We start from the raw sequence: 13,668 nt of genomic DNA on the forward strand, positions 1-13,668 counted from the left end.
CTTGTCTAGACGAGATAGCGTTTCGGGTCGGCGAGGATCACGTCGCGCACGGCTTCATGGTACTTGATGTAACCGGTGCAGCGGCACAGGTGGCCGTCGAGCGCTTCGGTGATCAAGGCCTCCAGCCCGTCGCGCGCCACCGGGGTCTTCGCCAGGCGTTCGAGCAGCACCTGGCCCTCATTGAGGAAGCCGGCGGTGCAGTAGCCGCACTGGAACGCGAAGTGTTCGATGAAGGCCTTTTGCAGAACCGTCAGTTCGCCGTCCGTCGCATGACCCTCGACGGTGCGGATCGCCATGCCGTTGAAGCTCGCCGCGGAGACGACGCAGGTCGGGCTGGTGGAGCTGGTGCCGTCCGGCGCGTCGACGATGACTGCGCAACTCAGGCACTGCGCGGCACCGCAGCCGAACTTGGTGCCGGTCATGCCGAGATGCTCGCGCAGAAAATCGTTCATGCTGAGATCGTCGCGCACCTCGGTGGGACCATGCGCCTTGCCGTTGATGGTGATGCTCAGTGCTGTCACGCGAGCGCTCCCTTGAGCAGGCTTTGGGGCACCGGCAGCGACTGGAAGCGCCGGCCGGTGGCGTCATGGATGGCATTGAGCAGCGCCGGCACGACCGGGATCATGACGACTTCCGCAATGCCCTTTGGCTTTTCATCGGGCAGCGGCGGCAGCATCTCGATTTCCAGATCCTGCAGCGGCAGGTCGGAGCCGCGCGCGATCAGATATTGCCCGAGATTCCACTGTCCGTTGCCGGGGCCGCCCTCGAACGGCGGCAGCGTCTCCAGCAGCGCGTAGCCGACGCCCATGGCGAATCCGCCCTGCGCCTGTCCGAGCACCAACTCCGGCACCAGCGCCTGGCCGCATTCGAGCACGCTGTAGGCCTTGGCGATCCTCAGAATACCGGTGGCCTTCTCGATCTCCACGCGCACGGCAGTGCCGCACATCGACGTGTACGACGTGCCGATGCGGTTGTTGCCGGTCGGCGGAAACTTGACGCTGACGCGGTCGAGCCGTTGGAACGGCCCGTTGCCGCGGCGCACCGCCAGCGCGTCGATCTCGGCACGGTACGGCACGCCGCCCAGCTGGAAGCGCCCCCGCGACCATTCCCAGCGCGAGAAGCCGTGGGCCATGGCGCCGGTGACCAGGCCGCGCGCATGCGCGGTGGCAGCTAGCATTTTCAGCGGCAACGGCGGCAGCCCGGCAAACGTCAGCTCACCGTTCTTCCACTGCGACTTGGCGAACTCCTTCGCGCGTGGATCGGTCGGCGCGATCTTCCACAGCAGCAATGCTGCCGGCCACAGGCCGAACTGGAAGATCACCTTGGCGGCTTCCGCCGGTGCATGCGTGCCGACATGGGCGCCGATCGAGGCGGAAGTCGCCGAACTGATGGCCGGCACCCAGCACGGGTTCTTCTCCGCCGCGTCCTGCGTCTTCTGATCCATAGTGTAGGAATCGCCGGAGGTGATCATGCCGAGCGCATCGAACGCGCCGACCTGGGCGACCGCGACTTCATCGGAGGTGCCGCCGAGGTGCAGCGCCACGCGGTTGGCCAGCGCAGTGCCGACGCCGGTCCCCATCTCGGTGTGATCGTTCCAGATCGCGATGTGTCCGTCGGGCCCGAGTTCGACGCGCCCGTTGGAACAGTCGCCGCCGGTGCCGTAGTCCTTGGTGGCGACGGCGACGCCGGTGCCGACCAGGAAGCCGGGCTTGGCCTTTGATTTTTCGGCGACGCGGTTCTGCCAGATCGCGTGCTGCTCGAGCTTATCGAGAATTTCAGGCGTGCGCACCGAGACGATGTAGCGATTGCCGGCGAGGGTGCGGCCATCCTGCTTCAGCGCGTTGCGGCGGCGGAAATCGATCGGATCCAGTTTGAGTTCGGCGGCGGCTTCGTCGACCAGCACCTCGATGGCGCTCATGGTCTGCAGCGTGCCGTAGCCACGCATCGATCCGGCGGTCACGCCGCGGGAATGCAGTGCCACCGTGGTGACGTCGACCTTCGGCACGTCATAGATGCCGAGCGCGGCGTTGGCGGCGACGGTCGCGACGTTGGGCGAGAAGTTGGCGAGGCCGCCGCCATCGAGCACATGATCGGCGGCGAAAGCGAGGATCTTGCCGGTCTTGCGGTCGATGCCGATCCGCGAGTGCATCTTGATGGCGTGGCGCTTGATGCCGCCCTGAAACTGCTGGTAGCGATCATGGGCCAGCCGTACCGGGCGGCCCGGAAAGAACATGGCGGCGAGCGCGATGTAGAACACGAACGGCGTGTGGTCGCGACCGCCGAAGCCGCCGCCCATATGGGCGTAGTTCGAATGGATTTTTGCGGGCTTGAACGGCGCCTTTGCCTTGCCGAACAACTCGCCGAGCGATTCCGTGGTATCGTAGGGCGACTGCACGCCGAGCACCAGTTCGAGCTGCTTGCTGCCCGCATCGTACCAGCCGAGGGCGGCTTCGGGCTCCAGGAACATCGGATCGATCGACTGGGTATCGAACTGGCGATCCAGCACCAGCATGTCCGGATTGCTGGCGTCGAGGCCGGCGCGAATGGCCTCGCCATGGCGGGCGGCTTCGCCGTAGGGCTTCGTCGTTTCCTTGGCGAACGGTGCCCATACTGGCAGTTCGGTGTTCTGGATTTTGCCAGGGCTGACCCAGCCGGCCATGATCGGCGAATAGACGTCGGGCGCATCCGGCGTGGGGCCGGCGACCCGGGTGAAACGGAACGCGGCGAACGGCGGCTGCGATACCGGGCCCGTCTCCTCGCCGAATCTCACAAAGGTGTTGTCGCGCAGGGCAAGGCGCGCGCGGTCGAAAGCATCGAACGTGTCGAAGATCAGCAGCGCGACGGGCTGCCCCATATAGAGCGGCGTCTTGCCGAGCGGGCAGAACAGGTCGCCGGTGTAGAAAGCGGGGATGCTGAGGCCGATGCCGTCGATCTCGGCCGCGCTGACGACCACGGTCGGCTTCATCGCGCCGGTGAGGCGCGCCAGATCCATGCCGATATAGACGTGGGTCGCGTCAGGCGCGCGGATCAGGACCGCGTGGGACGTGGTGGAGGGCCAGCCCGGCATGTCCGCGGCGCGGAAATCGGATGCATAGAGTTTTGCACCGGTGACCTTGGCGACGCCATCGACGCGACCGGCGCCCTTGGCCGCCGGATTGAAGGCATTGCGCCCTGGCAGCGTCTCGCGCGTATCGAAGGCGATATCTTCGGCTTGGGCGAGCCGCGAGAGGCTGAGCGAAATGCCGCCCGCCGTCATCCACTTCACGAAGGCGCGTCGCGACGGGCGCATGCTTCTACCTTTGGCTCGGGAGGACACGATACGGAGCTTCGCAACGCGGCTTCGCAGCAGCACAATATGAAGTCGCTCGATTCGCACGTCACCATAGAACAGTGCACGCGGTGGCAACAGGGCGGGCAAGTTATCCCGATGGTGAATACCGGGTTACACATCTGCACGACAGTGTTGTGATTGGGGCGATGGTTGCGTAGCTTTTACGCGGTGCCTCCGCCGATGGAGTGCCGGGGAAACAAAAATGAAAAACTCAAATGCGCCCGGGTCCCCGGGAGCTTCTGCCGCTCATGTATTCGACTATGTTATCGTCGGTGCCGGTTCCGCGGGCTGTGTGCTCGCCAACCGCCTGACCGCATCCGGCAAGCATTCCGTGCTGCTGCTTGAGGCTGGCCCGAAGGACCGCAACATCTGGATCCACGTGCCGCTTGGCTACGGCAAGTTGTTCAAGGAAAAGACCGTCAACTGGATGTACGAGACCGAGCCGGAGCCGGGGCTGGATGGCCGCAAAGTGTTTCAGCCGCGCGGCAAGGTGCTCGGCGGTTCGAGTTCGATCAACGGGCTGCTCTATGTGCGCGGCCAGCATGAGGACTACGATCGCTGGCGCCAGCTCGGAAATGCCGGCTGGGGTTTTGACGACGTCCTGCCGTATTTCAAGAAGGCCGAGGACCAGCAGCGCGGCGGCGATCAATTCCATGGCACGGGAGGTCCTCTGCCGGTCTCCGATACACGGCATCCCGACCCGCTGTCCGACGCCTTCATCGCCGCGGCGGTCGAGACCGGCCTTCCGTTCAACCCCGACTTCAATGGCGTCACCCAGGAAGGTGCCGGCATGTTTCAAACCACGACGCGACGGGGCCGCCGGGCCAGCACCGCGGTGGCCTATCTGCGTCCGGCGCTGAAGTCAGGCAAACTGCGCGTCGAGACCGAGGCCCACGCCCAGCGTATTCTGTTCGAGGAGCGCCGCGCCGTCGGCGTCGCCTACAAGCAGAACGGCGTTGTTCATACCGTGCGCGCGGGCAAGGAAGTGCTGGTGTGCAGCGGCGCCTATAATTCGCCGCAACTGCTTCAGCTCTCCGGCATTGGTCCCGCCGACCTGCTGCGCCAGCATGGCATCGACGTGGTTCTGGACGCGCCGGGTGTCGGCCACGACTTGCAGGACCATATGCAGGTGCGCATGATCATGCGCGCCAAAAATGCCATCACGCTGAATGACGTGGTCAACAACCCGCTGCGCAAGATGATGACCGGGCTGCAATATGCGGCATTTCGGACCGGACCGCTGACCATTGCGGCCGGCACCGCCGCGGCCTTCTTCAAGACCGATCCCCGATTGGCGACGCCGGATATTCAGGTGCACTTCCTGCCGTTCTCGACCGACAAGATGGGCGAGAAGCTGCATCCGTACTCCGCTTTTTCGGCCTCGATCTGCCAGCTGCGCCCGGAGAGCCGCGGATCGTTGCGCATCAGAAGTGCCGATCCTGCCGTGCCGCCGGAGATCCGCATCAACTATCTCGCCACCGAGACCGACCGGACCGCCAATGTCGAGGGTTTGAAGATCCTGCGCAAAATCCTGCACGCGCCGGCGCTGAAGCCCTTCGTCGTCGCCGAGATCGATCCCGGCCGCGATGTGGCAAGCGACGACGAGCTGCTGGCCTATTGCCGGCAGCGCGGTAGCACGATCTATCATCCGACCTCGACGTGTCGCATGGGCAACGATCCGCTGGCGGTGGTCGATCAGCAGCTCCGGGTGCGCGGCATCGACGGCCTGCGCGTGATCGACGGATCGATCATGCCCGATCTGGTGTCGGGCAACACCAACGCGCCGATCATCATGATCGCCGAGAAGGCATCGGATATGATTTTGCGGGATGCGGGGTGATGTAGGGTGGGCAAAGCTTCACCGCGCGCAGTGCGGAGACGCGTGCTCACCATGCAAATCGCGGCGTAAGATGGTGGGCACGGCGCAAGGGCGCCTTTGCCCACCCTACGATCACTGCGATTACAGCGTCACCACGATCTTGCCGAGATGCGCATTGGCTTCCATGTGGTCGAACGCCTTGCCGATCTCGGCGAAGGGATAGACCCTGTCGATCGGCAGCTTGAGCTTGCCGGCTTCCACCGCCGGCCAGATATCGGCGCGGACGGCGCTGAAGATATCGCGGATTTCCTGTGCCGAGCGGGTGCGGAAGGTGACGCCGATGTAGTGGATGCGGCGCGCCGCGTGCAGGTCGAAGTTGAAGTCGCCATGGGTGCCGCCGAGCCGGCCGACATTGACGATGCGGCCGAGCACCTTGGTGGCCTTCAGGTTCTGGTTGGCGATCGGGCCCGAGATCTGGTCGATGATGAGGTCGACGCCTTCGCCGTCGGTGGCCTTCAGAACTTCGTCGACCCAACCGGCGTCTTTGGAGTCGACGGCGAGGTCGGCGCCGAACTCGTGCAGCCGGCTGCGTCGCTCCGCATTCGTCGAGGAGCCGATGACCGTCTTCGCGCCCTTGAGCTTTGCGATCTGCAGCGCCATCAGGCCGACGCCGGAGCTGGCGCCCTGGATCAGCACCGACTGGCCGGGCTGCAAGCCGCCGTTGGTCACCAGCGCGTTGTGCATGGTGGTAAGGGCGACGGGCAGGGTGGCGGCCTCTTCCAGGCTCATATTCGCGTTGGACGGGATGTGAAAGACACGACCGTGATCCGCCAGCGTATATTCGGCGAAGGCCGCGGCACCCGAGCCCATCACGCGGTCGCCGACCTTGACGCCTTTGGCGTCCGGGCCCAGCTCAGCCACTTCTCCCGCCCATTCCATGCCCAGCACGGTGCCGGCACCGCCGGCGCTGCCGTGGACATGGCCCTTGGTCATGCCGAGGTCGGCGCGGTTGAGCCCGCAGGCGCGCACACGGATCAGCACCTGGGTGCCCGATGGTGATGGTTGCGCAACGTCGGTGATCGCAGCGCCATCGGCGCCGTAGACAAAGGCTTTCATCGGATCGTGCTCGTTTCAGTGCTGGGTTGGTGACAGTTATTCCGCGGCTTGGCGCTGGCCGCCGGACAGCATGGACTCAAGTCGCGACCGGATGATGGCCTCGGCGTCGCGCACGATACGCGAGACCAGCTCCATGCAGCTCGGAATGTCGTGGATAAGGCCCTGCACCTGGCCGGCCGACCAGATGCCGTCCTCGGCGTCGCCGGTGGCGTAGACCATCTTGCCGCGGGCACCGGCAACCAGTTCGCGGACCTGCTCGAAGGTGGCGCCTTGCTTCTCCAGCGCCACCACCTGCTGGCTCACCGCGTTCTTCGCTACGCGCGAGGTGTTGCGCATGGTGCGGAAGATCAGCTCGGTCTCGCGCTCGTCATTGGCGACGATGCGCTCCTTCACGGCCTGATGGATCGGGCTCTCCTTGGTGCACATGAAGCGCGTGCCCATATTGATGCCTTCGGCGCCCAGCGCCAGGGCGGCGACGAGGCCGCGGCCGTCGCCGAACCCGCCGGATGCGATCATCGGAATTTTGATCTTGTCGGCGGCCGCAGGAATCAGGATCAGGCCCGGCGTGTCGTCCTCGCCGGGATGGCCTGCGCATTCAAAGCCGTCGATTGAGATCGCATCCACGCCCATGCGCTCGGCCGACAGGCCATGGCGCACGCTGGTGCATTTGTGGATCACCTTGACGCCGTGCTTCTTGAATTCGGTGACGTGCTCCTGCGGCTTGTTACCGGCGGTCTCGACGATCTTGATGCCGCTCTCGATGATCGCCGCGCGATATTCCGCATAGGGCGGCGGCTTGATCGAGGGCAGGATGGTCAGGTTCACGCCGAACGGTCGGTCGGTGAGATCGCGGCAACGCGCGATTTCTTTTGTGAGGTCCTCCGGAGTCGGCTGGGTCAGCGCGGTGATCATGCCGAGGGCGCCGGCATTGGCGACGGCGGCGACCAGTTCGGCGCGCCCCACCCATTGCATGCCGCCCTGTACGATCGGATGCTCAACGCCAACGAGTTCGGTGAAGCGGGTCTTGATCATGGGGTCTCCCCAAAATTCCGGCGCACGGAAGGCGCACGTTGTTTGCTGTTGGGGAGAGGATGCCGCCCGATGGAGGGAATGTCCATCGGGCGAGCGCCGGCACGCCATAACATATGGCGGTTGCCGCAGCCGTCATTTCGGTGTGCGAGCACGGCAGTTGCGAGCAGACCTCAGCCACTCCAACAGGGTTGCCGGGGAATCCCGAGATGTTCATCGTCTCATGTCGAGGTTCCCCGCCGCTCCAAGTAGAGCGGCTGAGGTTCGCTCGAGCTTCGCTCTCGCGCCCCCGGAACGACGTCGTGGGGCTATGCCACCGCGGCGTGCTTCTCATCCACGCCATCGTGCTCAAGCGCGGTCGAGATGTCGCGAATGCTGACGACGCCGATCAGCGTGTGGTCGTCGATGACCGGCACGTGGCGGATGTGGTTCTTGTTCATGAGGTGGCGGACATGCTCAAGCGTGTCGGTGGAGCGGCAGGAGATCAGCTGCTGTACCGAGATCAGGTTCGATACTTTGAGGTTGAGGCCGGCCGCGCCGTGTTCGGCGACGGCACGCACCACGTCGCGCTCGCTGAACATACCGACCGCGGTATTGCCTTCGGTGCGGCAGACATCCTTCACCACCAGCGCGCTGATGTTTCCGGCTCGCAACAGCTGGGCCGCAATGGCGACGGTCTCGTTCATCCGCACCGTGGCGATGCGCGTGCTCTTCTTGCGCAGGACGTCTCCGACTTTCATCGCATCCTCCTCAGGTCAGTTGTTGATCAGTTCTTGTATGCCACAAATTGGTATACATAATGCCAGATGTCAACACGAAACGCCTGCGGGTCAATTCGAATAAGCGTCAGTACCACTTACGTTTTTTCCCCTTTGGCCTTCGAGGCAAGCGGAGCTGAGCGTTCGTCTCTGCGCGTGCAAAGTCGGTTCAGCAAAAAGGCGCCCCGTGAGGAGCGCCTTTTCAACTCGGGCATTGGGAAGCGGCTAAGCCGTCTTGGCGTTCCGTGCCGCGGCGTCCGCCGTGGCGAACTCGTTGCCATTGATGAAGGCGCGCCGCATCGGCTTGATGACGAACAGGGCGAGCAGCGCTGCAGTGGCGTTCAGCGCCACGGCAATCACGAACACCGCCTGCCAGCCGTAGCGCGAGGCTACCAGGCTAGCCACCGGTACCAGCAGTGCGGCGGTGCCTTTGGCCGTGTACAGCATGCCGTTGTTGGTGGTGGCGAACTTGGCGCCGAAGGTGTCGCCCGAGGTGGCCGGGAACAGGCTGTAGATCTCGCCGAACACGCCGAAGTACACAGCGGTGGCAAGCACGAACACCATCGGAATGTGGCCGTAGGCCGATAGCGTCAGCAGCATCAGGGCCGCCGTCCCGAAGGCGATGAACATGGTGTGTTCACGGCCGATCGTGTCGGACACCCAGCCGAAGAACGGCCGGCCGAAGCCGTCGAAAATACGGTCGAGCGAGATCGCGAAGGTCAGCGCGGCCATCTGGAAGCCCGCCAGGCTGACCGGCGAGTTGGCGATCTTGAAGTCGTGAGCGATCGGTGCGATCTGCGCCGCCGTCATCAGGCCGCCAGCAGCAACCATCACGAAGACCAGATACATCACCCAGAAGATCGGGGTGCGCAGCACCTGCGGCGGGGTGAAGTCGATACGGCTTTGTGGCAGATGGAGCTGCTTCTTTTTGGCCGGCATGGCATGCAACGGTTTGCGCATGAAGAAGGCGAGGATGAACACGATCACGCCCTGGCCGATGCCGAAGGTGAAGAAGGCATGCTGATAGCCGCTGGCAGCGATCATGTTGGCGATCGGCACCACGGTGATGGCGGCACCGGCACCGAACCCGGCGGCGGTGGCGCCAGCTGCGAGTCCGCGACGGTCGGGAAACCATTTCAGCGCGTTCCCAACGCAGGTACCGTAGACCGAACCGGCGCCAATGCCGCCGAAGATGGCCGCGGCGTACAGCAGCACCAGCGAGTCGGCGTAGGAGTTCAGGATCCAGGCAAGGCTGATCATCACGCCGCCGAACATGATCACGGCGCGCGGGCCATACTTGTCGACGAACCATGCCTCGACCGGAACGAGCCAGGTCTCGACCACCACGAACAGGGTGAAGGCGAGCTGGATTGCGGCGCGGCCCCAGTGATACTTCGCATCGATCGGATCGACGAACAGCGTCCATCCGTATTGCAGGTTGGCGATCATCGCCATGCAGACGATGCCCATCGCGAGCTGAATCCAGCGGAAGTTGCCGGGGGCGGTGGCCTGCGTCGTCGCGTCTGTTTGTGGAATCATAAGACCTCCCGATGCGCGCTTCCTTTTGCGGCTTAATGCCGCAAGGTTTGTGACTTAATGTCGCAAGCGTCGATTTCGCCGGAAGTCTGGTATATTATATTCCAACTTGCAAGCCCGTCTTCGGAGCAGTTGTGCTGCAGTGCGAAGCCGGCCGGATCCCTCGGCACGGGAGTGCGCACAGGTCATCGTTCAGCTTTCTGCGAAGGAAAGCCGGCATTTGCATGACGACTACACGCAAAAAAAACGCGCCCGGCCGGAGCCGAGCGCGCTTGATGACGTCGTGAAGAAGGCTAGACGGCCAGCGCCTTGCTGACCACCGAACGTCGCCACGGCTTGAGCACCGCGATCGCCAGCAGCGAAGCCAGAATGTTGGCGCCCGCCGCAATCAGGAAGACGTTGTCCCAGCTACCGGATGACTGCTGCATGTAGTTGGCGACCGGGACCAGCAGAGCTGCCGTGCCCTTCGCCGTGTAGAGCAGGCCGGCATTGGTCGTTGCGAACTTCGAGCCGAATGTGTCGGTACAGGTGGAGGGAAACAGCGAGTAGATCTCACCCCAGGCGAAGAACACGAAGCCGGACAGCAGGACGAACCACAGCGGATCGTGGCCCCACAGATACAGGAGATAGATGCCGACGCCTTCCATGCCAAAGGCGATAAACATCGTATTCTCGCGGCCGATCTTATCGGAGATCCAGCCGAAGAACGGCCGGGTCAGGCCGTTGAGCACGCGGTCGATGGTGGCAGCGAAGGTGACGGCGGTCATCGTCATCGCCATCAAGGTCACCGGCACGTTGTCGATCTTCCAGTCTGCCGCGATAGGCTTCAGATTTGCCGTCACCATCAGGCCGCCGGCACCCACGATCACAAACATGAAATACATCAGCCAGAAGATCGGGTGGCGGATCACCTCGGTCGGCGCGTAGTTGCGCCGCGTCTGGATGACATTGGCATTCACCGTCACGGCCGGCACCTGGCCGGCCTTCGGCGCGTACAGGAAGAATGCGAGGATGACGATGATCAGGCCCTGGCCGAGACCGAAGTACAGGAAGGTCGTCTGGAAGCCGGAGCCGGCGATCATCGCCTGGATCGGCGCCACGGTCAGCGCGGAGCCGGCGCCGAAGCCGGCGGCAGTGATGCCCGCGGCAAGGCCGCGCTTGTCGGGAAACCACTTCAGCGCGTTGCCGACGCAGGTGCCGTAGACACCGCCGGCGCCGATGCCCGCCACGATCATGCCGAGATAGAAGCCGTTCAGCGTTTCAGCCTGCGCGTTGATCGCCCAGCCGATGCCGCACAGGATGCCGCCGACCAGCACGACGATACGCGGGCCGTATTTATCGACGAACCAGCCTTCGATCGGCACCAGCCAGGTTTCGAACAGCACGAACAGCGTAAATGCCCACTGGATCGAGGCGCGATCCCAGCCGAATTTTTTGTGGATGTCGGGGACGAAGAACGTCCAGCCGTATTGATAGTTGGCGATCATCACCATGGCGCCGACGCCAATGGCCAATTGCGTCCAGCGATACGCGTCGCTGACGCGTCCGATGGCTGGAGTCGCTCCGTGAACTGCATCCGTCATACGTTTCTCTCCCGAGGCGCCATTCTGTTTTTGTAGCGCTCTACCTCAGGCAGTTTGGTATATGATATGCCAGTAGACAAGGAAAATCTTGACGGCTTGTCGCCGTAAATTCTGCATTGCTGTGCTGCAGCACAAACGAGCAAGCCGGCGGTGGTCGGCCGCCGGCGGGAGGGTGAAGTAGCAGAAGCATGCAGCTATCGAAAGACGAAACCCCAGCACTGCGCGGGTGCGATAGTCCGTTCCCCGGACGCAGTGCAGTGCGTGCCCTGACAATGCGAAGCATCGTTAGGGAGCGTAATGCGCACAGCCGGGGCGGGGGCCCCGGTGGGGCGTGTGAAGCAGCCGGGATTCCGGATCTGCGCAGCGGCATGAAGAATGCCGCAGCGCGTCCGGGAAACGGAGTGCTATTGCGCAGCTTGCGGCCGCGGCGGGCGGAGGCGGGAGAGGCCGTTGGAGATCACCGACCAGAACAGCGCGATCAGTCCCAGGATCATGATCGTGCTGACCAGGCTGTTGGAGAAGAAGATTCCCAGCGCCCCCTGCGAGCCCAGCAGTGACTGCCGGAAGGCTTCTTCCGCCTTGTCGCCGAGCACGATCGCCAGCACCAAGGGTGCCAGCGGATAGTTGCACTTCTTCAGCGCGTAACCGATCACGCCGAACACCAGCATCATGACCACGTCGAAGGTGCTGTTGTGGACGGAATAGGCGCCGATCGCACACAGCACAAGGATCAGCGGTGCGATGATGCTGAACGGCACCCGCAGGATGGCGGCGAATACAGGCACGCAGGTCAGCACGATGATCAGCCCGACGAGATTGCCGAGATACATCGAGGCGATCAGGCCCCAGACGAATTCCTTCTGCTCGACGAACAGCATCGGGCCGGGCTGCAGGCCCCAGATCAGCAGTCCGCCAAGCAGCACGGCTGCGGTCGGCGAACCGGGAACGCCGAGCGACAGCATCGGCAGCAGCGCGGCGGTGCCGGCGGCGTGGGCAGCGGTTTCCGGCGCGATGACGCCCTCGATCTCGCCTTTGCCGAAATTCTTGCCGTTCTTCGAGACACGCTTGGCGATGCCGTAACTCATGAAGGAGGCCGGGGTGGCGCCGGCGGGGGTGATGCCCATCCAGCAGCCGATCACGCAGGAACGCAGCGACGTCATCCAGTAGCGCGGCAGCGACTTCCAGGTCTTGAGCACGATACGCAGGTCGATCTTAGCTTTACCGCCCTTGAAGTTAAGGCCTTCCTCCATCGTCAGGAAAATCTCGCCGAGGCCGAACAGGCCGATGACCGCGATCAGGAAGTCGAAGCCGTTGAGCAACTCCGTCGAACCAAACGTCAGGCGCAACTGGCCGGTTATGGAGTCGAGGCCCACGGCGGCGAGCGCGAAGCCGATCATCATCGAGGCGACGGTCTTGAACGGCGGTTCCTTGCTCAGTCCGACGAAACTGCAGAAGGCCAGGAAGTAGACCGCGAATTTTTCCGCCGGCCCGAACTGCAGCGCGAAGCTCGCCACCAGCGGTGCGACCAGCGTGATCATGATGACGGCGAACAGCGCGCCGACGAAGGACGATGTGAAGGCGGCAGTGAGGGCTTCCGCGGCCTTGCCCTGCTGCGCCATCGGGTAGCCGTCGAAGGTGGTGGCTACCGACCATGGTTCTCCGGGTATGTTGAACAGGATCGAGGTGATCGCGCCGCCGAACAGCGCTCCCCAGTAGATGCAGGACAGCATGATGATGGCGGATGTCGGCGGCATGCTGAAGGTCAGCGGCAGCAGAATGGCAACGCCGTTGGCGCCGCCCAGTCCCGGCAGCACGCCGATGATCACGCCCAGCACGATGCCGAGGACCATTACCGCGATATTGAAGGGCTGCAGGACAACGGCAAAGCCGTGAAAGAGATTGGCAATTTCTTCCATGTTCTCGGAGTCCTCAATACCTGCTGACGAATGCTACGAAACTACAGACCGAGCCATTCTTCGATCGGTCCCTTGGGCAGCGGGACCAAAAACCAGCGCTCGAATATGACGTAGGTGACGATGGGCATGCCGAGCGAAATGGCCGCGACAATCGGCCATTTGTAATTGCCCAGCCACCGCATGAACCAGGCGATAAAGATCATCGATGCCAGATAGAGTCCGGTGAACGGCATTGCGGCCACATAGATGGCCGTGGGAATGACGACGCTGAAGACCTGGCGAAGCTGGCTCCATTCCGCGAACAGGCCGCCGTGATCGTCGCGCAGCACGTTCCAGAGATTGATCGCACTGGAGACGATGATGATCAGCCCGACATAGAACGGGAAGAATCCGGCGCGCGGACCCTCGGCGCCCCAGTTGATGCCGGCCTTGATGCTGCCGAATACCACGATGGCACCGAAGACAGCGATCACCAGCGTGACCCCGGATTCCACCGCCCTGTGCGTGGGGCCGACATTGCGTGAACCATGCGCGGTCATGAAAACTCCATACGTGCCCGGGCCTGGCTGCGAGCCAAGCG

The 13,668-nt window shown here is 63.6% G+C and carries 10 protein-coding genes; 1 reads left to right on the forward strand and 9 read right to left on the reverse strand.

The genetic code is table 11. From position 1 onward, the window contains the following. Window positions 1-5: 5 nt before the first annotated feature. Window positions 6-521, reverse strand: coding sequence for a (2Fe-2S)-binding protein (locus ACUXVA_RS18035; RefSeq protein WP_445487351.1), 516 nt, complete (start codon window positions 519-521; stop codon window positions 6-8). Then, entirely contained in the window at window positions 518-3,289 is a 2,772-nt protein-coding gene (locus tag ACUXVA_RS18040; RefSeq protein WP_265079073.1) for a xanthine dehydrogenase family protein molybdopterin-binding subunit, read from the reverse strand. The genes ACUXVA_RS18035 and ACUXVA_RS18040 overlap by 4 nt, the downstream gene beginning before the upstream one ends. Window positions 3,290-3,533: 244 nt before the next feature. On the opposite strand from ACUXVA_RS18040, the gene ACUXVA_RS18045 reads away from it, so the two are divergent. Next, window positions 3,534-5,171: a GMC family oxidoreductase gene (locus ACUXVA_RS18045; RefSeq protein ID WP_265079072.1), complete on the forward strand. Its 1,638-nt coding sequence runs from the start codon at window positions 3,534-3,536 to the stop codon at window positions 5,169-5,171. A 120-nt stretch (window positions 5,172-5,291) separates the two neighbouring features. Here ACUXVA_RS18045 and ACUXVA_RS18050 read toward each other — a convergent pair whose 3' ends face one another. The 7 genes from ACUXVA_RS18050 to ACUXVA_RS18080 all read right to left on the reverse strand — a co-directional run bounded on the left by ACUXVA_RS18050 (window position 5,292) and on the right by ACUXVA_RS18080 (window position 13,627). Further along, a complete protein-coding gene (locus ACUXVA_RS18050) occupies window positions 5,292-6,266 on the reverse strand; it encodes a zinc-binding dehydrogenase (protein WP_265079071.1) in 975 nt (324 codons plus the stop codon). Between the two features lie 36 nt (window positions 6,267-6,302). Continuing rightward, the gene (locus tag ACUXVA_RS18055; RefSeq protein ID WP_445487354.1) at window positions 6,303-7,298 is read right to left on the reverse strand and encodes an NAD(P)H-dependent flavin oxidoreductase; all 996 of its coding nucleotides are present in this window, start codon (window positions 7,296-7,298) and stop codon (window positions 6,303-6,305) included. Between the two features lie 305 nt (window positions 7,299-7,603). Next, a complete protein-coding gene (locus ACUXVA_RS18060) occupies window positions 7,604-8,035 on the reverse strand; it encodes a CBS domain-containing protein (RefSeq protein WP_265079070.1) in 432 nt (143 codons plus the stop codon). A 243-nt stretch (window positions 8,036-8,278) separates the two neighbouring features. Next, window positions 8,279-9,592, reverse strand: coding sequence for an oxalate/formate MFS antiporter (oxlT, locus tag ACUXVA_RS18065; RefSeq protein WP_265079069.1), 1,314 nt, complete (start codon window positions 9,590-9,592; stop codon window positions 8,279-8,281). 290 nt (window positions 9,593-9,882) lie between these two features. Next, window positions 9,883-11,172, reverse strand: coding sequence for an oxalate/formate MFS antiporter (gene oxlT, locus ACUXVA_RS18070; protein WP_445487357.1), 1,290 nt, complete (start codon window positions 11,170-11,172; stop codon window positions 9,883-9,885). Between the two features lie 404 nt (window positions 11,173-11,576). Further along, window positions 11,577-13,088: a tripartite tricarboxylate transporter permease gene (locus tag ACUXVA_RS18075; RefSeq protein WP_265079068.1), complete on the reverse strand. Its 1,512-nt coding sequence runs from the start codon at window positions 13,086-13,088 to the stop codon at window positions 11,577-11,579. Window positions 13,089-13,129: 41 nt separating this feature from the next. After that, entirely contained in the window at window positions 13,130-13,627 is a 498-nt protein-coding gene (locus ACUXVA_RS18080) for a tripartite tricarboxylate transporter TctB family protein (RefSeq protein ID WP_265079067.1), read from the reverse strand. Window positions 13,628-13,668 lie beyond the last annotated feature (41 nt).

The organism is Rhodopseudomonas sp. RCAM05734, assembly GCF_052658035.1.

What these genes read in the sequence shown, in the direction of transcription:
- ACUXVA_RS18040 (WP_265079073.1), bottom strand. Translation starts at nt 3,289, where the DNA reads ATGCGCCCGTCGCGACGCGCCTTCGTGAAGTGGATGACGGCGGGCGGC.
- ACUXVA_RS18045 (WP_265079072.1), top strand. Translation starts at nt 3,534, where the DNA reads ATGAAAAACTCAAATGCGCCCGGGTCCCCGGGAGCTTCTGCCGCTCAT.
- ACUXVA_RS18050 (WP_265079071.1), bottom strand. Translation starts at nt 6,266, where the DNA reads ATGAAAGCCTTTGTCTACGGCGCCGATGGCGCTGCGATCACCGACGTT.
- ACUXVA_RS18055 (WP_445487354.1), bottom strand. Translation starts at nt 7,298, where the DNA reads ATGATCAAGACCCGCTTCACCGAACTCGTTGGCGTTGAGCATCCGATC.
- ACUXVA_RS18060 (WP_265079070.1), bottom strand. Translation starts at nt 8,035, where the DNA reads ATGAAAGTCGGAGACGTCCTGCGCAAGAAGAGCACGCGCATCGCCACG.
- oxlT (WP_265079069.1), bottom strand. Translation starts at nt 9,592, where the DNA reads ATGATTCCACAAACAGACGCGACGACGCAGGCCACCGCCCCCGGCAAC.
- oxlT (WP_445487357.1), bottom strand. Translation starts at nt 11,172, where the DNA reads ATGACGGATGCAGTTCACGGAGCGACTCCAGCCATCGGACGCGTCAGC.
- ACUXVA_RS18075 (WP_265079068.1), bottom strand. Translation starts at nt 13,088, where the DNA reads ATGGAAGAAATTGCCAATCTCTTTCACGGCTTTGCCGTTGTCCTGCAG.
- ACUXVA_RS18080 (WP_265079067.1), bottom strand. Translation starts at nt 13,627, where the DNA reads ATGACCGCGCATGGTTCACGCAATGTCGGCCCCACGCACAGGGCGGTG.